This window comes from Microbacterium sp. LjRoot205 (genome assembly GCF_056175745.1).
The window spans coordinates 446,535-472,414 of sequence record NZ_JBGFFH010000001.1; the positions used below are offsets into that span (position 1 = coordinate 446,535).

Below are 25,880 nucleotides of genomic sequence, written 5' to 3' on the forward strand. Positions count from 1 at the left end.
GTCACGCCGCCGGGTACTGCAGGATCCAGCGGGGGTCGACGTCGACGCGCACCGCGTCGCCCGGGTTCCACTGGCGGGCGCTCGCCGCGGCGGGCACGCTGACGCGCAGCGCGGCATCCTCTGCCGTCACGGTGTAGACGCTGTGGCTGCCGTGGTACGTGCGGTCGACGATGGTGCCATCGAGGGAGGCGGATGCCGTCGAGCTGTCGTGCGCCACGGCGAGGTGCAGCTTCTCGGGCCGCACATAGCTCTCTGCCGTGGCATCCAGTCCGCCGCCGAGGCTCGTGATCTGCGCCGGGCTGAGACGGTTGTTCTCGCCGATGAATCGGCAGACGAACGGCGTCGCGCTGCGGTCGTAGATCTCCTCGGGAGTGCCGACCTGCTGCAGCGTGCCGGCGTCGAGCACGGCGATGCGGTCGCTGAGGGTGAGCGCCTCTTCTTGATCGTGGGTGACGTAGACCGTGGTCACGCCGACCTCGCGCTGCAGCTCTTTCAGCTGCTCACGCAGCTGCACGCGCAGCTTCGCGTCGAGGTTCGACAGCGGCTCGTCGAGCAGCAGGATGCTGGGGGTCAGCGCGAGCGCGCGGGCGATGGCCACGCGCTGCTGTTGCCCACCCGAGAGCTCCGACACGTTCTTGTCGAGCTGCGACTGCGCGAGGCCGGTGCGGTCGGCGATCTCGTCGACGCGGCGGCGCTGGTCGGCCTTCGACGTCTTCTGGACAGAGAGGCCGAACGCGATGTTCTCACGCACGTTCATGCTCGGGAACAGCGCGTAGTTCTGGAACACCATGCCCACGCCGCGCTTCTCGCTCGGCACGCGCGTGACATCGCGCCCGCCGATCAGGATGCGCCCGCCGGTCGGCTCGACGAATCCGGCGAGTGTGCGGAGGGCCGTGGTCTTGCCGCATCCGGACGGACCCAGGAGGGTGAAGAACTCACCCTCCTGGATCTCCAGATCGAGGTGCGAGACCGCATGGTGATCGCCGAACGCGACCTCGACATCTTCGAAACGGATCATGCTGTCTTTCCGGCTAGGTGGTGAAGAGGGGTTCGGTTCGATCAGCCGATGTACTCGAGCGTGACCTTCTCGACCCACGCTCCGAGGTTCTCGCTCACGAAGCCGAAGTCGATGTCCTGACGGTCGAGGGTGCCCATGAGCTCGACGACCTCGGGGTTGGCCTGCTCGATCGCGCCCTCGTTGACGGGCATTGAGTTGAACTCGGCGGCGAACTCGCCCTGCACCTCGGCACTGCCGAACCAGTCGATGAACTCCTGCGCCTTGGCCTCGTTGCCGGTGCCGTTGATCTGCGCGATCTGCTCGGTGACATACGGCACGCCGTAGTCGGGAACGATCATGCCGGTCTTGGTGCCGTACTCCTCGTCGCGCGCGGCGATGCCGCTCGAGGGGAGCACGCCGTAGTCGATCTCGTCACGCGTGATGCGGGCGTAGAGGTCGGTGCCTTCGACCGCGGGCGAGCCGTTGGCGTAGTACGCCTCGACGAGCTCCCAGCCCTCGTCGCTGACGCCCAGGTCGCCGTCCTCATCGAGGTGACGCGACAGGATGCTGGCGAGCACGAGCTGCGGGGTGGCCTGGCCCAGTGCCGGGTTGACCTCGTAGCGGCCGGCGTACTCCTCGGTCCAGAGGTCCTCCTCGTCGGAGGGGGCATCGGTGGTCGTGTTCTCGTCGTAGACGGTGACGATGGCCTGCTCGACGAGCGGCCAGAAGGCGCCGTCGGCCGGGTCGCCCGCGTCGGCGGGAACCTCTCCGCTCCACTCGGGCTCGTAGGCGGTGATCGCCTCTTCGGCCTTGAGCTGCTCGAAGAACATGTTGTTCAGACCGAACACGACGTCGCCGACGGGGTTGTTCTTCTCGGCGATGATGCGGTTGGTGAGGTCGGCGCCGCCGAGGCCCACGATCTCGATGTCGATGCCGGCATCCGCGGCCTTCTCGGTGATCCACTCACCGCGGCCGTCGCTGTTCGAGTTCGTGTAGACGATGAGGGTCGCATCCGACCCGCCGTCGCTCGAGCCGCCGTCGGTCTCGGTGCTGCCGCCTGCGCAGCCGGTCAGGGTCACGGCCGCCACCGCAGCGATTCCCAGGAGAGACCAGCGCTTCTTTCGGATGTCGACCATGGTCGCCTTTCTCGTCATCGAGGTATGTCTGATCCGACTTTACCCCGAAGTTGTGGTTTATGTACAACGATCTGTCTGTTTCTTAGCCGCGTTCGCGCGACCGCACTCAAGATAGGCGGCGGAAGTGAACGCAGGGGGAGTGCGAAGTGAACGTTGCGCGGTTCGATGGGCGCGTTTCGTCTCGCTCGGCTTCGCCGTGCTCGCTCAACGACCGGGGGAATGCCGTTCGTTGAGCGAAGACGACGAAGTCGCCTGAGACGAAACGTGGTGGGCCGGTGTGGGGGCGTTTCGTCTCGCTCGGCTTCGCCGTGCTCGCTCAACGACCGGGGGGCGACGACGGTTCGCTCAACGACCGGGGCGGTATGCCGTTCGTTGAGCGAAGACGACGAAGTCGCCTGAGACGAAACGTGGTGGGCCGGTGTGGGAGCGTTTCGTCTCGCTCGGCTTCGCCGTGCTCGCTCAACGACCGGGGCTGGCGTCAGGCGGAGAACGCGGGCACGGCCTCGATCAGCATCCGGGTGTAGTCCTCCTGCGGAGCCGTGAAGATCTGTGTCGCGTCACCGCACTCGACGAGCTTTCCGTTCTTGAGAACGGCGACGCGGTCGGCCGTCTCGGCGACGACTCCGAGGTCGTGCGTGATGAAGAGGTAGGTCAGCTCGCGCTCGCGCTGCAGCTCGTCGAGCAGGGCGAGGATCTGCGCCTGCACCGACACGTCGAGCGCCGAGACCGCCTCGTCGAGCACGAGGAACTCGGGATCGAGCGCGAGGGCGCGGGCGATCGCCACGCGCTGTCGCTGGCCGCCGGAGAGCTCGTCGGGGAAGCGGCCGAGCATCCCGTCGGGGAGAGCGACCTGCTCCGACAGCTCGAGAGCGCGCTTCGACCGTGACTGTCGATCGCCCTCGCCGAACGACAGCAGCGGCTCGGTGATGAGCTGCTCGATCGTCATGCGCGGGTTCAGCGAGTCGAACGGGCTCTGGTAGACCATCTGGAACCGCCGCCGCAGCTGACGCAGCTTCTCGCCCTTGAGGTGCGTGATGTCCTCGCCGGCGAAGGAGATCGATCCCGACGTCGGCTCCTCGAGGCGCAGCACGAGTCGCGCGAGCGTGCTCTTGCCCGATCCGGATTCGCCCACGACGGCGAGCGTCTCACCGCGGCGCACCTCGAGTGAGACGGCGTCGACGGCCGTGAGCGTGCGGCGGTCGCCTGCGCCCTTGGGCAGCGGGAAGATCTTGGTCAGCTCGGTCACCCGCACGATCGGCTCTCCGCCGAACTCGATGCGGGCCGTGGTCGATGCGGTCCGACGCTCGTGCGCGCTCAACCGGGGCGCTGCAGCGATGAGCTTGCGCGTGTACTCGTGCGTCGGAGCGTTCATCACCTGCTCTGCGGGCCCGGAGTCGACGATCTCGCCCTGCTTCATGACGATGACCCGGTCTGCCCGTTCGGCCGCCATCCCCAGATCGTGGGTGATGAGCAGGATCGCCGTTCCGAGTTCTCGCGTCAGGTTCGCGAGGTGGTCGAGGATCTGCTTCTGCACCGTCACATCGAGAGCGCTCGTGGGCTCATCGGCGATGATCAGGCTCGGCTGCGCGGCCAGTGCTCCCGCGATCAGCGCGCGCTGCTTCATGCCACCCGAGAACTGATGCGGGTACTGCTTCGCCCGCTCGGCCGGATACGTCAGGCCAGCCATCTCGAGCAGTTCGACCGCGCGATCGTGGGCGTCGTGCTTCGTCGCGAGTCCGTGTACGAGCAGTGGCTCCGCCACCTGCACGCCCACGCGCCGCACGGGATTGAGAGACAGCGCCGGATCCTGAGGCACCAACCCGATCAGGCGTCCGCGGATGCTGCGCCAGCGACGCTCGCTCAGCGGGATGAGGTCTTCGCCCTCGAACTCGATGCGCCCGCTCACCACTTCGGCGTTGGGAGCGAGAAGATTCATGATCGACTGCGCGACGGTGCTCTTGCCCGAGCCCGACTCGCCCACGATCGCGACCACCTCGCCGCGACCCACGCTCAGGTCGACGCCCCGCACCGCATCGACCTCTCGGTCGCCGATCCGGTAGGCGACGCGCAGGTCTTCGACACGCAGGATGTCGTCACGCGCGGCGGGTTGCCCGCTGGGCGTCGGGTTCACGGACTCGCCGAGTCGAGCGGACTCATCGGCGGTCGCGGCGACGTCGTTCGGCATGCGTCCTCCTCATCGAGCACGGGTCGTGCCATCAGCACTGATCATCTTCCGTTCACGCTAGGCGTGCGGATTCATCCTGATCAAGCCCTACATCGGCATTGGGCTATGCGCTCGCTGCATCGATCACGCGGAGTCATCCACCTCGTCGACCAGGCTCAGCAGTCGTTCGACGAGCGGATTGTGAGACTCCGCGTTCCACGCGATGTCGAGTTCGACGCTGTTCACCCGCGACGACGGATCGGTGTCGCTGATCGGCAGCAGCGTCACCGAGTCGGGGGAGATCCGCTCGGCCGACTCCGGCACCAGCGTGAACCCGATGCCGGCGCTCACCATCGCGAGCAGCGCGGGCACCTGCCCGGCGTACTGCACGATGTGCGGATGCACCCCGCTCGCCACGAACATCGACAGCAGCAGGTCGTGGAAGTACCGTGCGCCGCTCGGCGAGTACATGAGCAGCGACTCGTCTTTGAGGTCGATGAGCTTCAGCGGCTCGCCGCGCTGCGCGAGGGCCGAATCGCTCGGAAGCGCCACCGACAGGCGCTCGCGGTAGACCGCGCGACTGCTGATCTGCGGTCGGGCGAGCAGCGGCCGCATCAGGCCGATGTCGACCGTGCCCTTCTCGAGCTCCTCCACCTGGTCGAGGGAGACGAGCTCGCGCAACAGCAGCGTGACGCCGGGCAGTTCGGCTGACGCGCGGCGCAGCAGATCGGGCACGACCGCCTGGCCCGCCATCGCCGTGTACGCGATCGTGACGGTGCCGGCCGCGCCCTCGCCGACGGAGCGCACATCCGAGACGGCCTTCGCCGCGAGGTCGAGGAGGCGGCGCGCGTTGGGAAGCAGCGCGCGCCCGGCCTGGGTCAGCGCCACACGACGACTGGTGCGGTCGAACAGCCTGGTCGAGAGCTCGCGCTCGAGCTGCTGGATCTGACGACTGAGTGGCGGCTGGGTCATCTTCAGCCGTGTCGCTGCCGCCCCGAAGTGCAGTTCCTCGGCCACGGCGATGAAGCATTCGAGCTGTACCAGCGAGATCATCGATCCACTCCCGACATCAATCAGTGCGACTTTTGGTTTGTCTGCGCATCTGTCCCCACCATAGTGTCGGAGAAACTCGATGACGCGGAATCCGCTGATGCGGAGTCCCCGGAGTCTCACCAACGGAGGCGTGATGTCCGAAGAGCTCCTGCTGTCTGTCCCTGCTGCCACGCGGCTGGCCGAGAACGCGGTGCGGTCCGTCCGCATCACGCCCGTGGCCTTCCAGGACCCACCACTGCTCAACACCGTCGGCGTGCACGAGCCCCTGGCGCTGCGCGCCATCGTTCAGGTGACCACCGAGTCGGGGGTCGTCGGGCTCGGCGAGACCTATGGCGACAGTGCGCACCTGCAGCGGATGAAGGTCGCCGCCGACGCGGTGCTCGGATGCGACGTGTTCGCGACCAATGATCTGCGCGCGCGGGTCGAACGCAGTGTGGCCGGCGACGGCATCCGTGGTGGGCATGGCATGTCGGGCATGGTCACGGGCACCAGCACGGGCGACCGCGTGCTCTCGCCGTTCGATGTCGCCACCGTCGACATCCGCGGAAAGCTGCTCGGGGTGCCGGCGAGCGAGCTGCTGGGCGGGCGCGTGCGCGATGCCGTTCCGTTCAGCGGCTACCTCTTCTACAAGTGGGCGGGTCATCCGGGAGGGTCCGTCGACGAGTGGGGCGAAGCCCTCACGCCCGAGGGGATCGTCGCGCAGGCGCGGCGCATCGTCGACGCTTACGGCTTCACCGCGCTCAAGCTCAAGGCCGGGGTTTTCGCGCCCGACGACGAGATCGCGGCGATCCTAGCGCTGCGCGAGGAGTTTCCCGATCACCCGCTGCGCATCGATCCGAACGGCGCCTGGACCGTCGAGACCTCGCTGCGGGTCGCCGACGCGCTGAAAGACGTGCTCGAATACCTCGAAGACCCCACCCCGGGCCTTGCGGGCATGGCCGAGGTGCGCCGCCACACGGATCTGCCGCTCGCGACCAACATGTGCGTCGTGGCGTTCTCGCACATCCCCGAGGCGGTGCGCCTCGGCGCGATCGACATCGTGCTCTCCGACCACCACTTCTGGGGTGGCCTCGAGCGTTCGCGCCTGCTCGCCGGGTTCGCCGAGACTCTCGGGTGGGGGCTCTCGATGCACTCGAACTCGCACCTCGGCATCAGCCTCGCCGCGATGACCCACCTGGCCGCGGCCACTCCCGGCGTCGGATACGCATGCGACACGCACTGGCCCTGGAAGCGCGAGGACGAGGACGTCATCGCGCCGGGCGCACTGAGCTTCGTCGACGGGTCGCTGGCGGTGCCGACCGCACCGGGCCTCGGCGTCGACCTCGACCCCGAGGCGCTGGCGCGGCTGCATCGGCAGTACCTCGACGGCGGCATCCGCGAGCGCGACGACACCGGCTACATGCAGCGGGTCGACCCCGGATACGTGCTGGAAAGTCCCCGCTGGTGAGCGCGGCGAGCCGTCCGTTGCGCATCGCGGTCACCGACGCGATCATGTCGGCGTTCTCCGACGATCTGCGCCGCACCGAGCGGCCGCACGAGTGGGTGTTCGCCGATCCTGGTGTGCCCGGCTCCGCGCGCGCCGCGATCGACGGTGCCGACGTGGTGATCTGCTCGCGGCTCACGACCGACGACATAGCCGGCGCCGATCACGTGCGGCTCGTGCACGCGACGGGTGCCGGAGTCGACCGGATCGATGCCGAAGCCGTGCCCGATGGTGTGCCGCTGTGCAACACCGGTCATCACGGCCCCGCGATCGCCGAGCACGTGATCATGACGGCGCTCATGCTGCGCCGTCGAGCGCTCGAGGCCGACGCCGAGATGCGCCGGGGAGAGTGGCGCACGATCGCCACCGTGACGGGCTCTCCTCCGGCGGGCGTGCCGTACCACCGATCGCTCGCCGGCAGCACCCTGGGGCTCATCGGCTATGGCGAGATCGGCCGCTCCGTCGCCCACCTCGCGAAGGCTTTCGGGATGCGCGTGGTCGCCCTGAGGCGGCATCCGGACGCGGGCGGACCCGGCACCGAGCTGCTCGACCGCGTGTACGGCGAAGAGCAGCTGCATCCGCTGCTGCGCGAGAGCGATGTCGTCGTCGTCACCGCACCCCTCACCGAGAGCACGCGCGGGATGATCGATGCCGACGCGCTCGCGCAGCTGCACGCCGACGCGCTGATCGTCAACGTCGCCCGCGGCGCGCTCATCGACGAGGACGCCCTGTACGCAGCCCTCGCAGAGGGGCGCATCGGAGGGGCGGCGATCGACGTGTGGTGGGATGCGCCGCAGGGCGCCGAGGCGCCTCCTGTCGTGCAGATGTTCGCCGCGCTCGACCGGGTGGTGCTGACCCCGCACCACTCGGGTCACGCCGGCGAGGTCTTCACCGCGCGCGCCGCCGACATCGCCCGCAACATCGACCTGCTCGACGCCGGTCTTCCCCTCGAGCGTCAGGTGCGCTGAGCAGGAGGACCGAGGCTCGCTGAGCAGGAGGACCGACGGTCGCTGAGCAGGAGGACTGAGGCGCTGGGCGCCTCGGCATCCGGTCAGAACATCTCGACCAGGCGGGTGACGATCAGCGTCACGGCACCGAGAGCGGACGCCCCGAGGGCGATCGCGCGCGTGCGCCGCCGATTGAGGAACCTGTTCACGAACCGCGACAGCACCACGCCGCCCACAGCGAACGGCGCCATCCAGGCGGCGGTGGCGAGCGCATGCGCGGGGACCGCGCCCCACAGGAACAGGGCCACCAGCGACAGCGACGACCCGACGAGGAAGAACGCCGACATCGTGCCGCGCAGCCGCGGCCCCTCCGACCCCTGCCAGATGATCGCCATCGGCGTGCCGCCCACAGACGTCGTCGTTCCCATGAGGCCCGACAGCGCCCCGGCCACCGCCTGCGTCGTCCTGGTCACCCGCGGGTGCCAGCCGCGCAGCGACATGACGACCCCCAGCAGCACGACGCCGGCGACCGCCCACGACAGCGCGGTCGCCGACATGACGGCGACGAGCCCCGCTCCGACGACGGTTCCCGGCACGCGGCCTGCCAGCGCCCAGCCGGCGCCTCGCAGGTCGAGCGCTGCGCGATCCATCACCACCACGATCAGAGTCACGACCATCGCCAGCATGATCACGAGCACCGGCAGCAGGGTGGCGTCGATGAGGGCGATGAACGGGGCAGCCAGCATGCCCATGCCGAATCCGATCGAGCCCTGCATGCAGGCGGCGGCGAGGATCACCGCACCCAGCAGCGTGAACTCGAGGACCGTCACCAGGGGCTCAGCGGCGCGCGGCGATCGAGCCGATCACACGACGACGCTTCTTGCTCTGCAGGCGCCAGCGCTGGCCAGGGTCCGTCGCGAGACGCAGCCACGCGGCCAGCACGTTGGCGCAGACCGTGGTGATCACGATCGCAAGACCCGGGAGCACCGACTGCCACCACGCCTCGGCGAGGTACTGGCGCCCCTGCGAGACCATGAGGCCCCAGCTGACGTCGGGCGGCTGGATGCCGATGCCGAGGAAGCTCAGCGAGGACTCGGCCAGCATCACGTAGCAGAACTCGAGCGTGGCGAGCGTGACGAGAGTCGGCAGCACGTTAGGGACGATGTGACGGAAGACGATGGCGCGATTCGTGGCTCCGAAGTTCGTCGCGGCATCGACGAACATCCGGGAGCGCAGCTCGGCGGCATCCGCTCGCGCGGTGCGCAGGTAGAGAGGGATGCGTGTGATCGCGAGCACGAGCACGATGTTCGCCGCGCTCGGGTTGAAGACGTAGAGGATCACGACGGCGAGCAGCAGCGAGGGGAAGCTCATGATGACGTCGGCGATGCGCATCGACACCGACTCGCGCCATCCGCGGTGGAATCCGGCCCACATGCCCCAGATCGATCCGACGATCGCGGAGACGACCACGGCCGCGGCGGCGACACCCAGGGTCGTGCCTGCCGCGGTGATGATGCGGGCGAGCAGGCTGCGTCCCAGCGAGTCACTGCCGAGTGCGTACTCCCAGCCGAGCTGGAAGCTGAACGGCGGCATGTTGCGCGCCCCGAGATCCTGCCGCTGCGCGATCTCGCCGAACAGCGGGGGACCGACGATCGCGGTGAGCACGATGAACGCGAGGATGATGGCCGCGGATGCGGCGACCTTGTCCTTCCACAGCAGCTGCCAGAGGTTGGCGCGGCCGGACGACCGTGCTCCGCGCGCCTTCTGAGTGAGGACGGTGACTGTCGATGCGTTGTTGTCAGACATTCGTCAGCACCTCTGCCTTCGTGTCGGAGAGCGCCCCCGGGCCGCGACGACGGGCGCGAGAGCCGGCCGTCGGCCTGACTCGCGGGTCGAGGAGTGCATAACCGAGGTCGATGATGATGTTCAGGGCGAAGATCGCCAGGGCTGTGATCAGCACCGCGGCCTGCAGCACCGCGAAGTCGCGCTGCAGGATCGAGTCGATCATGAGCTTGCCGATGCCGGGCCAGCCGAAGATCGACTCGACGACCACGGCGCCGTTGATGAGGCCGACGGTCAGGTCGCCTGCCACGGTGAGGGCGGGGGCTGCGGCGTTGCGCAGCGCATGCTTCGAGACGATGTGCATCTGCCCTGCACCGCGGCTGCGGGCGACCTGGATGTAGGGCTGACCCAACACCGTCACCATCGACCCGCGCACGACCTGGGCGAGCACTCCGACCGGCCGCAGCATGAGCGTCGCGACCGGGAGGATCCAGACGAGCGCTCCGTCGGTGCCGGAGGTCGGCAGCCAGCCCAGCGTGATCGCGAAGATCCAGATGCCGAGGATGGCCACCCAGAAGTCGGGCACGCTCGCCGCCGTCATCGAGAAGAAGCTCACGATGCGGTCGGCGATGCCGTTCGGCTTCAGCGACGCCCAGCTGCCGAGCGCCACGGCGATGACGATCGCCAGGATCATCGTGACCGCGGCGAGCTGCAGGGTGGCGGGGAAGGCGCGCAGCGCCATCTCGGCCGCGGGTTCACCGGTGCGCAGCGACTGACCGAAGTCGAGCTGCAGGACTCCGAGGAAGTAATCGCCCATCTGCTTCCACAGCGGCTGGTCGAAGCCGTTGCGGGCCGCGAAGTCCTCGCGCATCTGATCGGTCGCGTTCAGCGGCAGATACAGCTGCGACGGATCGCCGGTGAGGCGGGCGAGCACGAAGACACCCAGGACGACTGCGATCAGCGGCAGCGCGCTCTGCAGGATTCGTTTTCTCAGGTAGGTCCACATGGTCGCCCGCCTCTCACTCTCACTCTCGCTCGCGGTCAGCCCGCGAGCGAGACCTCCTTGATGCGCAGCTCGTCGCCGGTCGACGAGTTGGGCTCGTAGGTCACCCGGTCGGCGAGACCGAGCATGACCGTCTGGTGCGCGATCGGGGCCAGGGCCACCACGTTCTCGCGCTCGTAGGCGAACACCTCTTCGTACGCGGCCTGGCGCTCGTCGCCGGTGAGGGTCCGCGCGGTGGTGATGAGCTCGTCCAGGGCCGGGTCGCCGAACTCGGCCTGTGCGCCGCCCGTGAGCATGTACTGCTCGACCGTGAACTGCGCGTCACCTGCCTGGTTGCCGTGCTGGATGAGCATCGAGATCGGACCCTCGTTCGTGACGAACGGACTCAGCTGGTACTGCAGGTGCTGAGTGGTGTCGACCATGCGCAGCTCGACGTTCAGCCCTGCGGCCGCCAGCTGCTCGCGCAGCACCTCGCCGAGTTCGCTGACCTTCGGGAACTGCGCGGTGCGCACCGGCATGAGGATCTTGGTGTCGACCGCGACGCCGTCGGCCGCAGCCTCCTCGACCAGGGCCTTCGCCTTCTCGGGGTCGTACTCCCACGGCTCGAGGTCGGCGTTGAATCCGACGATGCCCTCGGGGATCAGCTGCGCGGCCACCTTGTCGCCATCGGGGTAGAGCGACGAGACGATGCCCTCGCGATCGATGGCGTAGTTGATCGCCTGACGGATGCGGATGTCGTCGAGCGGAGCCGTCTCGCCCGAGAAGCGCAGGGCGATCGTCTCGTTGTTCGGGTAGCTCACGCCCAGGTCTCCGATGCCGTCCTCAGCACTGAGGCCGAGGGCGATGTCGGCTTCGCCGCTGGTGATCATCGCGGCACGGACGGTGCCCTCGGAGCGCCACTGGTACTCGACGTCGGCGAACTGCGGGGCGTCGCCCCAGTAGTCGTCGTTGCGCTCGAGCGTCAGCTTCGTGCCGGCCTGCCACTCGCCGATCGCGTAGGGACCGGTGCCGACCGGCTCGCGCACGAACTCGGTGTTCGAGGTCTCGGGCGAGACGATCTCGATGAACGACAGCTTCAGGGGGAGGATCGGGTCGGGGCTCGGGGTGGTGACCGTGAGCGTGGTGGCGTCGGTCGCCTCGACCTCGAGGTCGTCGTCGCCGAAGATGTAGCCCTCGACGTTGCAGCCGAGGTCGCCGTTCACGGCGCGATCGATGGAGTAGGCGGCTGCCTCGGCATCGAACGGCGTGCCGTCCTGGAAGGTGACGTCATCGCGGACGGTGAACGTCCACTCCGTGTCGCCGGTCTGCTCCCACTCGGTGGCCAGCAACGGTTCGAGCTCGCCCGTCGAGGGGTTGCGCTCGACCAGCGGCTCGGTGACCGTGCTGCGCACGACGACGCCGGTGGAGGTGAGGTTGGCGTCGCACGCCTCGAGCGTCGGGGGCTCCTGCGTGAGCACGACACGGAGGGTGTCGCCCGTGCCGCCCTCGCCGCCGCCTTCCGACTCCGAGTTGGCGACGGAGCACGAAGCCAGCAGTGCGATCGATGCGATTCCGGCAGTGACCGCGGCTGCCCGGGTGCCTCTGCGTCGGGGGGAAGAAAGCTTCATCGGGTTCCTCCAGGTAGGGGACGGCCGCGGCCCTCGTTGGCTGTCGGCCCGTTGTGAATGTCGCAGACCGCCTCCCGAGCGTCAACAGGTGCGAAGGCCGCACCGGCGGCCGGTGCCGAGGGCCGGTGCCGTGCGGCATCCGTCGGCCGAGTCGCGATCCGCGAGATTACGCCGGTCTCACCCCATAGATGCTTGCGGCGCATCAATCCATGCAACTTCGCTTATGGAACTGCATCGTTGGCCGGACGTAGTCTCGCGCCATGACCAACTCTCCCGAAACCTCCGCTCCGTTCGCTCCCGGCTCCGTCGCTCAGGCGGGGCCGCTGCTCGATTCTCTCGAGCGGACGCTGCAGGACGAGTACTCCGTGGTGCGCCTGCCCGACGACCTCGCAGCCCTCGACCCGACGGATGCCGCGAAGGTGCGCGCCGTCGTCACGAGCGGTCGCAACGGCGTTCCCTCCGAGCTGATGGCCGCCCTCCCGAACCTCGAGATCGTGACCAACTTCGGCGTCGGATACGACACGACGGATGTCGCCCAGGCGGTCGCCCGCGGCATCCGGGTGACCCACACGCCCGACGTGCTCACCGACTGCGTCGCCGACACGGCGCTCGGGCTCATGCTCGATGTCTTCCGCCGGTTCGGCGCCTCCGAGCGGTTCCTGCGCGACGGCGCGTGGGAGTCGGGAGGGTTTCCGCTCACGCGTCGTTTCTCGGGCAGCACGGTCGGCGTGCTCGGCCTCGGCCGCATCGGGCAGGCGATCGCCAGACGCGCCGCCGCCTTCGACACGACGATCCTGTACACGACCCGACGTCCTGTCGAGGGCGTGCCGTGGGAGCACGTGGCATCGGCCGTCGACCTCGCGCGCCGATCGGATGTGCTGGTCATCGCGGTTCCCGGTGGGGCGGCGACCGAGAACCTCGTGGATGCCGAGGTGATCGACGCGCTCGGCCGCGACGGCTTCCTGGTGAACATCGCACGCGGCTCGGTCGTCGATGAGGATGCACTGATCGCCGCTCTCGAGGACGGCCGGATCGCGGGAGCCGGCCTCGACGTGTTCGCGCACGAGCCGCACGTGCCCACGCGGCTCATCCGCGATGACGTCACACTGCTGCCCCACGTCGGCAGCGGCACGCACGAGACCAGGATCGACATGCGAGACCTCACACTCGCGAACCTGCGGGCCCACCTCGACGGTCGGCCGCTGCCGACACCGGTGCCGGAGATGTCGGCACTCTGATGCAGACGGCGCATTGATCCATCCACCATTTGGTTTGTAGGCGCATCGTTTCACGCATAGCGTGACGATTGTTCAGATCCGAGCCGGATACCGGCGCGACACCCCAGGAGTGCACCGTGGCACGATTCACGCCCACCGAGCTGGCCGACCACCTTCGCGAAGGTCTTCTCTCGTTCCCCGCGACGGCGTTCACGCCGGAGCTCGAATTCGACGAGAAGCGCTACCGCGAGCACGTGGAATGGCAGGCGAGCTTCGGGGTGGCCGGTCTCTTCGCCGCCGGGGGCACCGGCGAGGGCTTCAGCCTCGATGCGGCCGAGTCCGCAGCGGTCGTCCGTGCGGCCGTGCAGTCGTCGCGACCCGAGGTTCCGGTGCTCGCCTCGGCCGGCGGCTGGACCCGGCACGCGATCGCGAACGCCCGAGCGGCCGAGGATGCCGGCGCGGAGGGGATCCTCGTGCTGCCCCCCTACCTCACCGAGTGCGACCAGGCGGGTCTCGTCGAGCACGTCTCAGCGATCGCCGCGGCGACGAAGCTCGCGATCATCGTCTACAACCGCGGCAACGCCATCTACTCGGCCGAGACGATGGCGATCCTCGCCGAACGGCACGAGAACGTCGTGGGGTTCAAGGACGCCACGGGCGACATCGAGCATCTGGCGTCGGTCTACGTCCGCAACGGCGAACGCCTGTTCTACCTGGGTGGTCTACCCACCGCAGAGACCTACGCGCTGCCCCTGCTGCAGATGGGCATGAGCACGTACTCGTCGGCGATGTTCAACTTCGTCCCCGAGTTCGCGCTCGAGTTCTACCGCGATGTGCGCGCCCAGGACCGTGCCGCGGTGACCGAGAAGCTGGGGCGCTTCGTGCTGCCGTACATCGCGATCCGCAACCGCGGGAAGGGATTCGGCGTCTCGATCGTCAAGGCGGGTCTCCGTCTGACCGGACACGGCGTCGGTCCCGTCCGCCCGCCGCTGCACGACCTGTCGGCGCAGGACGACGCCGATCTGGCGCAGCTTCTCGAGCACGCCGGCCTGCTCGCCGCCGTTCCCGCCTGACCTCGCCGATCCTCTCGGCGCCACCGCCGTCGATTCAAGGAGTGTGACATGACCACCGCCATCCTCACCGGGCATTCGTCGATCGCGGGACGATCCGTGCCCGGCACCGGCACCGCGCTGTACGCCATCGCCCCGGCCACCGACGAGCAGCTCGAACCCCCCTACTCGCAGATCGACGTCGAGCAGCTCCGCGCGGCGACCGCCGCCGCGGCCGAGGCCTTCACGTCGTTCTCCCGACTCGCCCCCGAGGCTCACGCGGCGTTCCTCGAATCGATCGCCGACGAGATCGACGCGATCGGCGACACGCTGATCGAGCGGGCGATGCAGGAGACCGGGTTGCCGCAGGCGCGACTCCTCGGTGAGCGTGCTCGGACCACCGGGCAGCTGCGGCTGTTCGCCGACGTCGTGCGTGCCGGAGAGCACCGCGGCGTGCGGATCGACCCGGCGCAGCCGGACCGCACACCTCTTCCGCGCGTCGACATCCGCCAGCGCAAGATCGCGCTCGGGCCGGTGGCCGTGTTCGGGGCGTCGAACTTCCCGCTCGCGTTCTCGACTGCCGGGGGAGACACCGCATCCGCTTTGGCCGCCGGGTGCCCGGTCGTGTTCAAGGCGCACAGCTCGCATCCCGGCACGAGCGAGCTCGTCGCATCGGCGATCGCACGCGCCATCGACGCGCACGGACTGCACCCCGGAGTGTTCTCGCACATCTTCGGCCCCGGACGCAGCGTCGGCCAGGCGCTCGTCGCCGACCCCGACATCCACGCCGTCGGGTTCACCGGATCACGCGAGGGCGGTCTCGCGCTCGTACGCACGGCACAGGCGCGACCGGTGCCGATTCCCGTCTACGCCGAGATGAGCTCGGTCAACCCGGTGTTCATCCTGCCGGGGGCCCTGCACGGCGACGTCGAGGCGCTCGCCGCGGGGTACGTGCAGAGTGCGACGGGGTCGAGCGGGCAGCTGTGCACGCAGCCCGGTGTCGTCTTCGTCCCTCGCGGCGCCGAGGGCGAGGCGTTCCTGCGGGCCGTGTCGGAATCCCTGCGTGCGGCCACAGGGCAGACCATGCTCTCGCCGAGCATCGCGCACGCGTGGCGCGACGGTGTCGCGACCAGAGACGAGAACGCCGAGGTGCTCGCGCGGGGAACCGACGGCGAGGGGCCGCACGCTCCGGCGCCGGTGATCCACGCCGCCGAGCTCTCGTCGTTCGAAGAGAATCCCGTGCTGAACGAGGAGATCTTCGGGGCCGCGTCTCTGGTGGTGCGCTACGGCGACATCGCCGAGCTGGTGGAGGCCGCCTCACGGCTCGAGGGTCAGCTGACCGCCACGCTGCAGCTGAGCGCCGACGATCACGAACTCGCCGCCGCGCTCCTTCCGGTGCTCGAGCGCAAGGTCGGGCGCATCCTCGCGAACGGATGGCCCACCGGGGTCGAGGTCGGGCACGCGATGGTCCACGGCGGACCCTTCCCCGCCACGAGCGACTCGCGCACGACGAGCGTCGGAAGCCTCGCGATCGAGCGCTTCCTGCGCCCGGTGGCGTATCAGAACATCCCCGACGGGCTGCTGCCCGAGGTGCTGCGCGACGCCAACCCCTGGCACGTGTCGCGTCTCGTCGACGGGCGGCGCGAGGTGTCGGCATGACCCCCGTGCCCACGATCGAGAGGATCGAGGTCGTCCCGGTCGCCGGGCACGACTCGATGCTGCTGAACCTCTCGGGCGCGCACGGGCCGTTCTTCACACGCAACATCGTCATCGCGACGGACTCGGACGGACGGGAGGGGCTCGGCGAGGTCCCCGGCGGCGAGTCGATCCGCGGCACCATCGCCGAGGCCGCGGAGTTCCTCGCGGGCCAGCCGGTCGGCCGATACCGCTCGCTGCTGCGGGCGATCGCGACCCGCTTCGCCGACCGCGACGCGGGCGGTCGTGGGCTGCAGACGTTCGATCTGCGCACGACCGTGCACGCCGTCACCGGCATCGAGTCGGCGCTCCTCGATCTGCACGCCCAGCACCTCGGCGTGCCGGTCGCGGAGCTTCTCGGCGACGGCCAGCAGCGCGACAGTGTGCCGATGCTGGGGTATCTGTTCTTCATCGGCGATGCTGACCGCACCGACCTCCCCTATCTGCGCGAGAGCGGCGACGGGTGGGAGAGCGTGCGGCGCGAAGAGGCGATGTCAGCCGATGGCATCGTGCGCCTGGCCGAAGCCGCGCAGACGCGCTACGGGTTCTCGGACTTCAAGCTCAAAGGCGGCGTGCTCGACGGCGAGGTCGAGGCCGACGTCGTCACCGCGCTCGCTGAACGGTTTCCCGAAGCGCGCATCACGCTCGACCCGAACGGCGGGTGGCTGCTCGAGGACGCGGTGCGCATCGGCCGCCGCCTGGCCGATGTGCTCGCCTACGCCGAGGATCCGTGCGGCGCGGAAGGCCGATTCTCGGGTCGAGAGGTGATGGCGGAGTTCCGTCGCCGCACCGGCCTGCGAACAGCGACGAACATGATCGCGACGGACTGGCGAGAGATGGCGCACGCGATCCGCTCCGACGCCGTCGACATCCCGCTCGCGGATCCGCATTTCTGGACCATGGCCGGTTCGGTGCGGGTGGCGCAGCTGTGCCACGACTTCGACCTGACGTGGGGGTCGCACTCGAACAACCACTTCGACATCTCGCTGGCGATGTTCACACAGGTCGGCGCAGCGGCGCCAGGCGAGATCACCGCGCTCGACACGCATTGGATCTGGCAGGACGGCCAGCAACTGACGGTCGATGCGCCCGAGATCCGAGACGGGGCGGTGCGAGTGCCCGACCGCCCGGGGCTCGGCGTGACGATCGACCGCGCTCGGCTCGCCGAGGCGCATGAGCTGTATGTCGAACACGGGCTGGGAGCCAGGGACGACGCCACCGGCATGCAGTACCTCGTGCCCGGCTGGCAGTTCGACAGCAAGCGGCCCTCTCTGGTGCGCTGAACGGGCGCCTGTCGTTCGTCGAGCGAAGACGACGTAGTCGCCTGAGACGAAACGTGGTGATCCGACGGACCCGGTGAGGTGCGTTTCGTCTCGCGCGGCTCCGCCGTGCTCGCTGAACGACCGGGGATGCTCGGCGCGGGACTACTCGAACCCGCCGGTGAGCCTTCCCCGCATCCGCTGGCTGCTGTCGTTCATCCCGATGATCTCGACCGTCTTGCCGAGCGCGGTGTACTTCGTCTCGATCGCATCCAGAGCTGCGACCGTCGAGGCGTCCCAGATGTGCGATCCGGTGAGGTCGATGACGACGCGGTCGGGATCCTCCGGGTACGAGAACAGGGTCGTCAGGTCGTTGCTCGAGGCGAAGAACAGCTCGCCGGTCACCGTGTAGGTGACGGCGTCGCCGGCATCCGACAGGGTCCGGCTCACCGACACGAAATGCGCGACCCTCCGCACGAACAGCACCGACGCGACCAGCACTCCGCCGACGACGCCGACCGCGAGGTTGTGGGTGATGAGCACGAGCACGACGGTCGCCACCATCACGAACGTCTCGCTCTTCGGCATCCGCTTGAGGGTCGACGGCTTGACGCTGTGCCAGTCGAACGCTCCGATGGCGACCATGATCATCACGGCGACGAGGGCGGCCATGGGGATCGTGCTGACGAAGTCGCCGAAGACGACGACCAGCAGGAACAGGAAGATGCCGGCGCAGAACGTCGAGATGCGGGTGCGCGCGCCCGAGGCCTTGACGCCGATCATGGTCTGGCCGATGACGGCGCATCCGCCCATGCCTCCGAAGGTTCCGGAGAGGATGTTCGCCACGCCCTGAGCCCACGACTCCCGCGTCTTGTTCGAGTGGGTGTCGGTGATCTCGTCGACGAGCTTGGCGGTGAGCAGCGACTCCATGAGTCCGACCAGCGCCACCCCGAGCGCGAACGGCGCGATGATCGTGAACGTCTCCCACGTCATCGGCACGTTCGGGATGAACAGCTCGGGCAGGCTCTTGGGCAGCTCGCCCTGATCGCCGACCGTCGGCACCGTGATCGCGAACGCCATCACCACAGCGGTCACGATGATCACCGACACGAGCGGCGCCGGCACGATCGTGGTGATCTTCGGCATCACGATCATCACGACGATTCCCAGCGCGACCAGCGGGTAGACCAGCCACGGCGCATCGATCAGCTGCGGGAACTGCGAGCTGAACACGAAGATCGCCAGCGCGTTCACGAACCCGACCATGACGCTGCGGGGGATGAAGCGCATCAGTTTTGCGACACCCAGCACCCCGAGGATCACTTGGAAGATGCCGGCGAGGATCACCGTCGCGATGAAGTAGTCCATCCCGTACGTCGGCGCGACCGGGGCGATCACGAGCGCGACGGCTCCGGTCGCCGCGGTCACCATCGCCGGACGCCCACCGAGGAAGGCGATCGACACCGCCATGATGAACGACGAGAACAGTCCCACCTTCGGGTCGACGCCTGCGATCACCGAGAACGCGATCGCCTCGGGAATCAGCGCGAGACCCACGACCAGACCCGCGAGCACCTCGCGCGTCAGCATCCTCGGACTCTTCAGCGCTTCGAGAACCGTCGGGTTCGCCCGATAGCGGGCACGATCGTCGACCGCAGTTGCAGACATGGGGATGCTCCAGACAAGGTGCCCGGGGATGGGGCAGAACAGTTAAGGGTACGGCGGATGCGGGGGCCTGCCGTTCCCCGGGTCGTTGAGCGACGTCCCCGGTCGTTGAGTGACGTCCCCCGGTCGTTGAGCGAAGTCCCCGGTCGTTGAGCGAAGACGACGAAGTCGACTGAGACGAAACGCGGCGAGGGCCCGTCATCGAGCTGAGCGCCCCTGTCCGGTGTCGGCGGCCGCGGATAGAGTGCGGTCATGGAACCCGTGCCGACCGACTTCTGGGGCGTCGTCGTGCCCTCGTGGCTCGGCGCCGTGGCATCCATCGCGGCGTCGACCGTCGCTGTCATCGCATTCATCAACAGCCTGTCCGCGAAGGGCGGGGTGCGCGAGATCGGGGAGGCGCTCAACCGCGAGCCGACGGCACAGCCGGGTGGCCGCAGCCTCCGGGCGTCGTCGGTTGCCGAGCCGGAGCCGTGGATGTTCCGCAGCGATGGACGGGTCGGGAGCTTCCGCAACACGAGCGGGGAGGTTCTGACCGTGTCAGGCATCACGGCGACGGCCGGCATCGAGGCGACGTTGAGCGAGCAGCTTCCGCTCGCCGTGCCGCCGACAGCGTCGTTCGAGGTGCTTCTGGGTCGGACTCTGGGAGGTCCAGCGGTGCGCGGCGTCACGATCGAGTGGGTCCGCGAAGACGGTGGACTGGTCTCGCGCACGTACTACCTGTAACTCGGGACTGCGGCGTCGCAGCGTTCGGGGCGTCTCGTCTCGGGCGGCTTCGCCGGCCTTGCTCGACGACCGGGCGGAAGTCGAGCCGAATCAATAAGCACGTCTCGCAGCGCGATAGTTGATGATTTCTGCAACCCATACACGCGAAACGGTGTGCACATCGCTCTCAGATTTTGCGCGCACCCCGTCTCGGGCGGATACTCATCCCATCCGCGCCGCACGTCTCGGCCGGGAATCGACATGCCCAGAACCCCTGCTCTCGCCCCTGACACGACCATCGCCATCGTCGGCGCCGGCCGTCTCGGCGGCGTACTCGCACGGGCGTTGCGTGCGGCAGGCCTTGTCGTCCGGGGGCCACTGCGCCGGGAGGACTCGATGCCGGATGCCGACATCGCGCTGCTCTGCGTCCCGGACTCCGCCATCGCAGCGGTGGCCTTCGCCGCCCGCCCCCACGCGCGGCTGGTGGCGCACGTCTCCGGTGCGACGCCGCTCACCGACGTCGACTTCAGCCTCCACCCGCTCCAGACCTTCACCGGCAAGGAGACGAGCGAGGTCTTCCGCGGCATCGGCGTCGCCGTCGATGGGCGCACGCCCGAGGCGCTCGAGACGGCCGAGCAGCTCGCGCGGGCGCTCGGCGCGAACCCCTTCCACGTCGACGACGCACACCGTGGGGAGTATCACGCCGCCGCATCCTTCGCCTCGAACTTCGTGCTGACCGTGCTCGATGCCGCTGAACACCTCGCGAAGGATGCAGGCATCAACCGCGCCTACCTCGCACCACTCGTGCGACAGACGGTCGACAACTGGGCGGCGCGCGGCGCGGCATCCTCGCTCACGGGGCCGATCGCCCGCGGTGACGAGGCCACCGTGGCACGGCAGCGCGCGGCATCCGGCGACTACCGAGACCTCTTCGACGCACTCGCCACTGCGACCCGCGCGGTCGCCGGACGCGCGCCACATGCGACCGCCCACACGACCGCCGATCACGCGGCCACCCAACAGACCGCCGTCACCGAGGAGCCACAGGCATGAGAATCCTCCGCACGATCGCCGAGGTGCGAGCCGCGGTTCGCGACGCCAAGGCAGCGGGCCGGTCGGTCGGACTCGTGCCGACGATGGGCGCGTTCCACGAGGGGCACCTCTCGCTCATGCGGGCGGCGCGAACGGAGAACGACCTCGTCGTCGTCTCGCTGTTCGTCAATCCGACCCAGTTCGCCGCGAACGAAGACCTCAGCACCTACCCGCGCGACGAGGCCCGCGACGCCGCGCTCGCCGAGGCCGAAGGCGTCGACATCCTGTTCGCACCGGATCGGGCCGAGATCTACCCCGATGGGTTCGCCACGAACATCCACGTCGCGGTCATCACCGAGGTGCTCGACGGAGCGAGCCGCGGACCCCACCATTTCGACGGCGTCGCCACCGTCGTCACCAAGCTGTTCGGCATCGTCCAGCCCGATGTCGCCTATTTCGGTCAGAAGGATGCGCAGCAGGTGCTGGTCGTGCGCCGGGTCGTGCGCGACCTCGACCTCGACGTGCGCGTCGTGGCATGCCCGATCGTGCGCGAAGCAGACGGGCTCGCGATGAGCTCGCGCAACGTCTACCTCGACGCGGATGCTCGCGCACAGGCGACCGCGCTCAACCGCGCCCTCGACGCCGCCGACGCGGCGCACCGATCGGGGGAGCGCGACGGCGACAGCATCCTCTCCTCCGCCCACGCTGTGCTCTCGGCGGCCGGAATCGACGCCGAATACCTGGAACTCCGGGATGCCGAGACCCTGCGGCCGGTGGCGGTCGTCGACCGGGACGCGCTGCTGCTCGTCGCCGCGCGCGTCGGCGCTGCCCGGCTGATCGACAACCACCTGCTGACTCTCACCTCGACCAGCTCGACCACCTCGACCGCCTCGACCACCGAGACCAGCACGACCACCGACGGAAAGGGCGATGCCTGATGCGACGCACCATGCTGAAGTCGAAGATCCACCGCGCCACCGTCACGGGCAGTGACCTCCACTACGTCGGCTCGATCACCGTCGACCCCGACCTGCTCGAGGCCGCTGACATCCTGCCGCACGAGCAGGTGCACGTCGTCGACGTCGACAACGGCTCGCGCTTCGAGACGTACACGCTGGTCGGCGAACGTGGGTCCGGCGTCATCCAGGTCAACGGTGCCGCCGCCCGCCTCGTGCACACCGGCGACACGATCATCGTCATCTCCTATGCCGACTACTCGCCCGAAGACCTCGCCGACTACGAACCCGTCGTCGTGCACGTGGATCGGTCGAACGCCATCGTCCGCGTCGACGACGCCGTCGGTGAACTGGTGGCGACCCGATGAGCGCTCACGCCGCCCCGACCAAGCGCCTCACCCTGCGCGATCTCGACGTGAAGAAGCATGCCCGCGAACCCATCGTCATGGTCACCGCGTACGACTTTCCGAGCGCGCAGATCGTCGAGGATGCCGGTGTCGACATGGTGCTCGTCGGCGACTCGGCCGCGATGACGGTGCTCGGCTATGACAGCACGGTGCCCGTCACGACCGACGAGATGCTGATGCTCACGAAGGCGGTGCGGCGAGGGCTCACCACGCCGCTGCTGGTCGGCGACCTCCCCTTCGGGTCGTACGAGGCGTCGGACGAGATCGCCGTCGCGACCGCGCAGCGCTTCGTCAAAGAGGCGGGAGTCGACCTCGTCAAGATCGAACGCGGCGGTGCCACGGTCGATCGTGCCCGCGCGCTCGTGAATGCCGGAATCCCCGTCGTCGGGCACGTCGGACTGACGCCGCAGACCGCCACGTCGCTCGGCGGGTACCGCGCGCAGGGGCGCACTGCCGACGCCGCACTCACCGTGATCGACGATGCCCTCGCCCTGCAGGACGCCGGAGTCTCACTGATCGTCATCGAAGCGGTGCCGTCGGAGGTCACCGCGGCGCTCGCGCCCCTGTTGCGCATTCCGCTGATCGGCATCGGAGCCGGAACGGATGCCGACGGCCAGGTGCTCGTCTTCCACGACCTGCTGGGAATCTATGCCGGCGGGGTCGCCAAGTTCGTCAAGCGCTATGCCGATGTGCGGTCTGTGTCTGTGGCCGGAGTCGCGGCGTACGCGAGCGAGGTGCGCGAGGGCGTGTACCCGGGGCCCGAGCACGGATACGGGATGGCCGAGGGCGAGGCTGAACGGCTGCGGGAGTTGCTCGCGGGGCGGTAGGCATCCGGCATCCGATGCTGCGCGTGCGTCGCATCCGCGTCGCAGGCCTCCCGACCCTCACGCCTCCCAGCGCAGGATGTCGCCCGGCTGACACTCCAAGACCTCGCACAGAGCGTCGAGGGTCGAGAAGCGCACGGCCTTCGCGCGCCCGTTCTTGAGCACAGCGAGGTTCGTGGGGGTGATGCCGATGCGCTCGGCCAGCTCGCCGACACCCATCTTGCGCCGCGCCATCATCACGTCGATATCCACGATGACGGGCATCAGATCACCTCGTTGTCGAGCTCCGAGCGCAGCGACTGTGCTTCGGTGTCGCGCTCGATGGCCTGCCGCAGCAGCGCCTTCATGACGACGACCAGCAGGGCGATGCCGCCGAGCACGACGCCCGCGCCGCCGATGAGCGCCACGAGGCCCGGCGCGGCCGAGCCCGGTGCGAGTATCACCGCGAGGATCCAGGCGAGTGCCGCGGCCACGAGGATCGCTCCGATGATCACGTCGATGTAGCGGAACGACGAGGTCGAGAAGATCGATCCGCGGCGCACTTTCGTCAGCAGCATCCATACGCAGATGCCGAAGACCTGCAGGGTGCCGACGCCGAGAACCACGATCGACACGAGGGCGATCCGGCCCCACAGCTCTTCGGCCGCGAGGTCGATCCACAGCAGCGGCACGATGAGCGCCTGCACCGCCACGGATCCGATCAGCGCCACCACGATCACGACCTTCAACACGACGATCGTCGACTTTCCCATGCCTCCACCTTTCATCGAGCAACAACAGAAATCTATCGTTAATCGTTCGATAGGGGAAGTCGGCGGATGCGGGACGTGGCGCTTCGGGAGGAGATCTGCCCTTCGGGAGGAGGCATTCGCGCGAAGTCTCCTCCCGAGGCGCAGTTCTCCTCCCTACGAGGTGAGCACCTTGTGATGCGGGTCCTCTCGATGCGGGCTCCCGAAGAGGGCTGTGAGCCCCGCGGGGACGCGGCGCCTCGGGAGGAGATCCGCCCTTCGGGAGGAGGGATTCGCGCGAAGTCTCCTCCCCAGGAGCAGATCTCCTCCCTGGGGCAGGTCTCCTCCTGAGGCGCAGTTCTCCTCCCGAAGAGGTGAGCACTCTGTGATGCGGGTCCTCCGATGCGGGTCCTCTCGCTGCGCACCCCGATGCGGCCTCACGAAAAGTGAGGGCCTGCGCGCGCCAACCCCGCGCCCGCCTACTCCGCGCGGCGTACCCGCAGCACGAGAGCCACCACCGCGAGCACGATGACCACGACCCCGTATCCCACGCACACCGCGCCGAGCCCGAACACGCCGACCAGGGTTCCGGCGACGACGGCCGGCACGCCGAATGCGAGGTACGCGAGCAGGTAGATCACGGCGAAAGTGTCGGCGCGATCGGTGGCGGGGATGCGCGGTGCGAGTGAGGCGACGACTCCGGAGAACGCGGTGCCGAAGCCCATGCCGGTCACAGCCGTCGCGGCGAGGTAGAAGGGAAGCGACTCGACGCCGAGTGCGATGAGCGACAGCGCCGTGCCGGTCGCGAGAGCCGCGGTGCCGAAGATCACAGAGGTGCGCGGTCGGCGATTGCGGAACACGAATGCGGTGATCGCGCCGATGCCCGCCAGCATCGCGACGGCGAGACCCTGCCAGACATGCGCTTCGCCGCCGAGCTCGGTGCGCACGATGTTGGCGCCGAGCGAGAGGAAGAGCCCGCCCGTCGCCCACCCGGCGATGATCGCCGGTGCGCCCCGCCAGAAGTCCGAGCGGATGCCGGCGGGCACCGACAGCCGGAAACTCAGCGACCCCCACGCCCCAGGATGCAGCGGTGCAGTCTCGGGTGCGAGGAAGAACAGTGCGGCGAGCACGAGGTAGATGACGGTGAGCGGTGCGAAGACGTCGAGCAGCGGTTGGCCGGTCACATCGAGTGCGATGCCCGAGACGAGCGCGCCGAGCGCCAGGCCGATTCCGGGGCTGAGGGCGTTCCAGAGGGCGGCGACCCTCGAGCGTCCGCCGGGTGCGAGATCCAGGGCAGCGGCCGAGAGTGCTGCGATGAGCACACCGCTCGCGGCACCTTGCAGGATGCGCGCGAGCATCAGAGTCGCGACCGAGTCGGCGTGCCAGAAGAGCAGCATGCTGCCGGCGAGCAGCAGGAGCCCGCCGATCGCGACGGGACGGCGTCCGATGTGATCGGAGAGGGAGCCGGCCGAGAGCAGCGCGAGCAGCAGTGCGATTGCGTAGACGGCGAAGACCGCGCTGATGACGATCGCGTCGAATCCGATCTCGGCGGCGAGCACCGGATAGAACGGCGAGGGAGCGCTCGCGCCGGTCATCATCGCGATCTGCGTCACGATCGCCAGCGCGAATCCGAACGGCGGGCGGCGGATGGCGGATGCTGGCCCCGGGGTCGTGGTGATCGGTGCCGTGGTGGTCATGCGTGCTCCCGCGGGGTCGGTCTCGAGTCCTGAGTTCGAGAATCATCGAACTATCGGAGCGTACTCGCGTTCCACGGATTGTTCAACTATTCTCGAACCATGCCAGGCGAACTCCCGCACCCGGATCGCTCCGAGATCCAGCTCACCGACGTGCTCTTCGCGCTCAGTGACCCCGAGCGCCTGGCGATCGCGCGGCAGCTCGCCGACGGCCCGCTCGACATGGCCGCGTGCCACTCGACCGATCCGAACCTCCCCAAGTCGACCAAGTCGCACTTCATGAAGGTGCTGCGCGAGGCGGGCGTGATCCGCAATGAGGCCAACGGTCGGCGACGGCTGCTGACGCTGCGGCGCGACGATCTCGACGCGCTGTTCCCTGGGCTGCTCGAGTCCGTTCTCCGGGCCTGAACACCGGTCCGCGCGCGGGGAGCGAGCTCGCCGCTCGGGAGGAGATCTGCCCCTCGGGAGGAGAGATTCGCG

24 protein-coding genes are annotated in these 25,880 nt (G+C 68.7%); 12 read left to right on the forward strand and 12 right to left on the reverse strand.

All coding sequences use genetic code 11. The features are described from left to right. Position 1: 1 nt before the first annotated feature. The 4 genes from AC04ME_RS02270 to AC04ME_RS02285 form a co-directional block, all read right to left on the reverse strand. Positions 2 to 1,018, reverse strand: a complete 1,017-nt coding sequence (locus tag AC04ME_RS02270; protein WP_475433395.1) for an ABC transporter ATP-binding protein — start codon at positions 1,016 to 1,018, stop codon at positions 2 to 4. A 41-nt stretch (positions 1,019 to 1,059) separates the two neighbouring features. Continuing rightward, complete coding sequence (locus tag AC04ME_RS02275; protein ID WP_475433397.1) at positions 1,060 to 2,133, reverse strand: extracellular solute-binding protein; 1,074 nt, start codon at positions 2,131 to 2,133, stop codon at positions 1,060 to 1,062. Between the two features lie 478 nt (positions 2,134 to 2,611). Next, positions 2,612 to 4,318 carry a dipeptide ABC transporter ATP-binding protein gene (locus AC04ME_RS02280; RefSeq protein WP_475433399.1) on the reverse strand — a complete coding sequence of 569 codons (1,707 nt, stop codon included), beginning with the start codon at positions 4,316 to 4,318 and terminating at the stop codon, positions 2,612 to 2,614. A gap of 123 nt (positions 4,319 to 4,441) precedes the next feature. Then, the gene (locus AC04ME_RS02285; protein WP_475433401.1) at positions 4,442 to 5,350 is read right to left on the reverse strand and encodes a LysR family transcriptional regulator; all 909 of its coding nucleotides are present in this window, start codon (positions 5,348 to 5,350) and stop codon (positions 4,442 to 4,444) included. Positions 5,351 to 5,483: 133 nt separating this feature from the next. Here AC04ME_RS02285 and AC04ME_RS02290 point away from each other — a divergent pair, with 133 nt between their 5' ends. Both AC04ME_RS02290 and AC04ME_RS02295 read left to right on the forward strand, forming a co-directional pair. Beyond that, complete coding sequence (locus AC04ME_RS02290) at positions 5,484 to 6,797, forward strand: glucarate dehydratase family protein (protein WP_475433403.1); 1,314 nt, start codon at positions 5,484 to 5,486, stop codon at positions 6,795 to 6,797. Next, complete coding sequence (locus tag AC04ME_RS02295; RefSeq protein ID WP_475433405.1) at positions 6,794 to 7,801, forward strand: 2-hydroxyacid dehydrogenase; 1,008 nt, start codon at positions 6,794 to 6,796, stop codon at positions 7,799 to 7,801. The genes AC04ME_RS02290 and AC04ME_RS02295 overlap by 4 nt, the downstream gene beginning before the upstream one ends. Positions 7,802 to 7,884: 83 nt before the next feature. On the opposite strand, the gene AC04ME_RS02300 is transcribed toward AC04ME_RS02295, so the two are convergent. The 4 genes from AC04ME_RS02300 to AC04ME_RS02315 are packed head-to-tail and all read right to left on the reverse strand — an operon-like array spanning position 7,885 to position 12,172. Next, complete coding sequence (locus AC04ME_RS02300; protein WP_079112021.1) at positions 7,885 to 8,610, reverse strand: sulfite exporter TauE/SafE family protein; 726 nt, start codon at positions 8,608 to 8,610, stop codon at positions 7,885 to 7,887. A 7-nt stretch (positions 8,611 to 8,617) separates the two neighbouring features. Continuing rightward, positions 8,618 to 9,586 (reverse strand): ABC transporter permease, encoded by a 969-nt coding sequence (locus AC04ME_RS02305; RefSeq protein ID WP_042540704.1) that lies wholly within the window; start codon positions 9,584 to 9,586, stop codon positions 8,618 to 8,620. Further along, positions 9,579 to 10,568, reverse strand: a complete 990-nt coding sequence (locus tag AC04ME_RS02310) for an ABC transporter permease (protein ID WP_475433407.1) — start codon at positions 10,566 to 10,568, stop codon at positions 9,579 to 9,581. The genes AC04ME_RS02305 and AC04ME_RS02310 overlap by 8 nt, the downstream gene beginning before the upstream one ends. A 35-nt stretch (positions 10,569 to 10,603) precedes the next feature. Continuing rightward, on the reverse strand, positions 10,604 to 12,172 hold the full coding sequence (locus tag AC04ME_RS02315; protein ID WP_367822086.1) for an ABC transporter substrate-binding protein: 1,569 nt from the start codon (positions 12,170 to 12,172) through the stop codon (positions 10,604 to 10,606). A 260-nt stretch (positions 12,173 to 12,432) separates the two neighbouring features. Between AC04ME_RS02315 and AC04ME_RS02320 the strand changes: the two genes are divergently transcribed. From AC04ME_RS02320 to AC04ME_RS02335, 4 genes are all read left to right on the forward strand, one after another. Continuing rightward, complete coding sequence (locus tag AC04ME_RS02320; protein WP_475433409.1) at positions 12,433 to 13,410, forward strand: 2-hydroxyacid dehydrogenase; 978 nt, start codon at positions 12,433 to 12,435, stop codon at positions 13,408 to 13,410. Between the two features lie 116 nt (positions 13,411 to 13,526). Further along, on the forward strand, positions 13,527 to 14,462 hold the full coding sequence (locus AC04ME_RS02325) for a 5-dehydro-4-deoxyglucarate dehydratase (RefSeq protein ID WP_079112026.1): 936 nt from the start codon (positions 13,527 to 13,529) through the stop codon (positions 14,460 to 14,462). 48 nt (positions 14,463 to 14,510) lie between these two features. Continuing rightward, positions 14,511 to 16,097: an aldehyde dehydrogenase (NADP(+)) gene (locus AC04ME_RS02330; protein WP_475433411.1), complete on the forward strand. Its 1,587-nt coding sequence runs from the start codon at positions 14,511 to 14,513 to the stop codon at positions 16,095 to 16,097. Beyond that, the gene (locus AC04ME_RS02335; protein ID WP_475433413.1) at positions 16,094 to 17,416 is read left to right on the forward strand and encodes an enolase C-terminal domain-like protein; all 1,323 of its coding nucleotides are present in this window, start codon (positions 16,094 to 16,096) and stop codon (positions 17,414 to 17,416) included. The genes AC04ME_RS02330 and AC04ME_RS02335 overlap by 4 nt, the downstream gene beginning before the upstream one ends. A 141-nt stretch (positions 17,417 to 17,557) precedes the next feature. On the opposite strand, the gene AC04ME_RS02340 is transcribed toward AC04ME_RS02335, so the two are convergent. Then, on the reverse strand, positions 17,558 to 19,060 hold the full coding sequence (locus AC04ME_RS02340; RefSeq protein WP_475433415.1) for a SulP family inorganic anion transporter: 1,503 nt from the start codon (positions 19,058 to 19,060) through the stop codon (positions 17,558 to 17,560). Positions 19,061 to 19,309: 249 nt separating this feature from the next. On the opposite strand from AC04ME_RS02340, the gene AC04ME_RS02345 reads away from it, so the two are divergent. The 5 genes from AC04ME_RS02345 (at position 19,310) to panB (ending at position 22,981) form a co-directional block, all read left to right on the forward strand. Further along, the gene (locus tag AC04ME_RS02345; protein ID WP_475433417.1) at positions 19,310 to 19,780 is read left to right on the forward strand and encodes a hypothetical protein; all 471 of its coding nucleotides are present in this window, start codon (positions 19,310 to 19,312) and stop codon (positions 19,778 to 19,780) included. Positions 19,781 to 20,020: 240 nt separating this feature from the next. Further along, entirely contained in the window at positions 20,021 to 20,812 is a 792-nt protein-coding gene (locus tag AC04ME_RS02350; RefSeq protein ID WP_475433419.1) for a DUF2520 domain-containing protein, read from the forward strand. Beyond that, positions 20,809 to 21,729 (forward strand): pantoate--beta-alanine ligase, encoded by a 921-nt coding sequence (gene panC / locus AC04ME_RS02355; protein WP_475433421.1) that lies wholly within the window; start codon positions 20,809 to 20,811, stop codon positions 21,727 to 21,729. Before AC04ME_RS02350 ends, panC begins: the two co-directional genes overlap by 4 nt. After that, positions 21,729 to 22,115, forward strand: coding sequence for an aspartate 1-decarboxylase (panD, locus tag AC04ME_RS02360; protein WP_309693025.1), 387 nt, complete (start codon positions 21,729 to 21,731; stop codon positions 22,113 to 22,115). Before panC ends, panD begins: the two co-directional genes overlap by 1 nt. Further along, the gene (gene panB, locus AC04ME_RS02365; RefSeq protein WP_455904064.1) at positions 22,112 to 22,981 is read left to right on the forward strand and encodes a 3-methyl-2-oxobutanoate hydroxymethyltransferase; all 870 of its coding nucleotides are present in this window, start codon (positions 22,112 to 22,114) and stop codon (positions 22,979 to 22,981) included. The genes panD and panB overlap by 4 nt, the downstream gene beginning before the upstream one ends. Before the next feature lie 57 nt (positions 22,982 to 23,038). On the opposite strand, the gene AC04ME_RS02370 is transcribed toward panB, so the two are convergent. From AC04ME_RS02370 to AC04ME_RS02380, 3 genes are all read right to left on the reverse strand, one after another. Beyond that, entirely contained in the window at positions 23,039 to 23,242 is a 204-nt protein-coding gene (locus AC04ME_RS02370; protein ID WP_475433423.1) for a helix-turn-helix domain-containing protein, read from the reverse strand. Next, positions 23,242 to 23,730, reverse strand: coding sequence for a DUF2975 domain-containing protein (locus tag AC04ME_RS02375; RefSeq protein ID WP_475433425.1), 489 nt, complete (start codon positions 23,728 to 23,730; stop codon positions 23,242 to 23,244). The genes AC04ME_RS02370 and AC04ME_RS02375 overlap by 1 nt, the downstream gene beginning before the upstream one ends. A 455-nt stretch (positions 23,731 to 24,185) precedes the next feature. Next, positions 24,186 to 25,403, reverse strand: a complete 1,218-nt coding sequence (locus AC04ME_RS02380; protein WP_475433427.1) for an MFS transporter — start codon at positions 25,401 to 25,403, stop codon at positions 24,186 to 24,188. Between the two features lie 99 nt (positions 25,404 to 25,502). Between AC04ME_RS02380 and AC04ME_RS02385 the strand changes: the two genes are divergently transcribed. Then, the gene (locus AC04ME_RS02385; RefSeq protein WP_042540718.1) at positions 25,503 to 25,808 is read left to right on the forward strand and encodes an ArsR/SmtB family transcription factor; all 306 of its coding nucleotides are present in this window, start codon (positions 25,503 to 25,505) and stop codon (positions 25,806 to 25,808) included. Positions 25,809 to 25,880 lie beyond the last annotated feature (72 nt).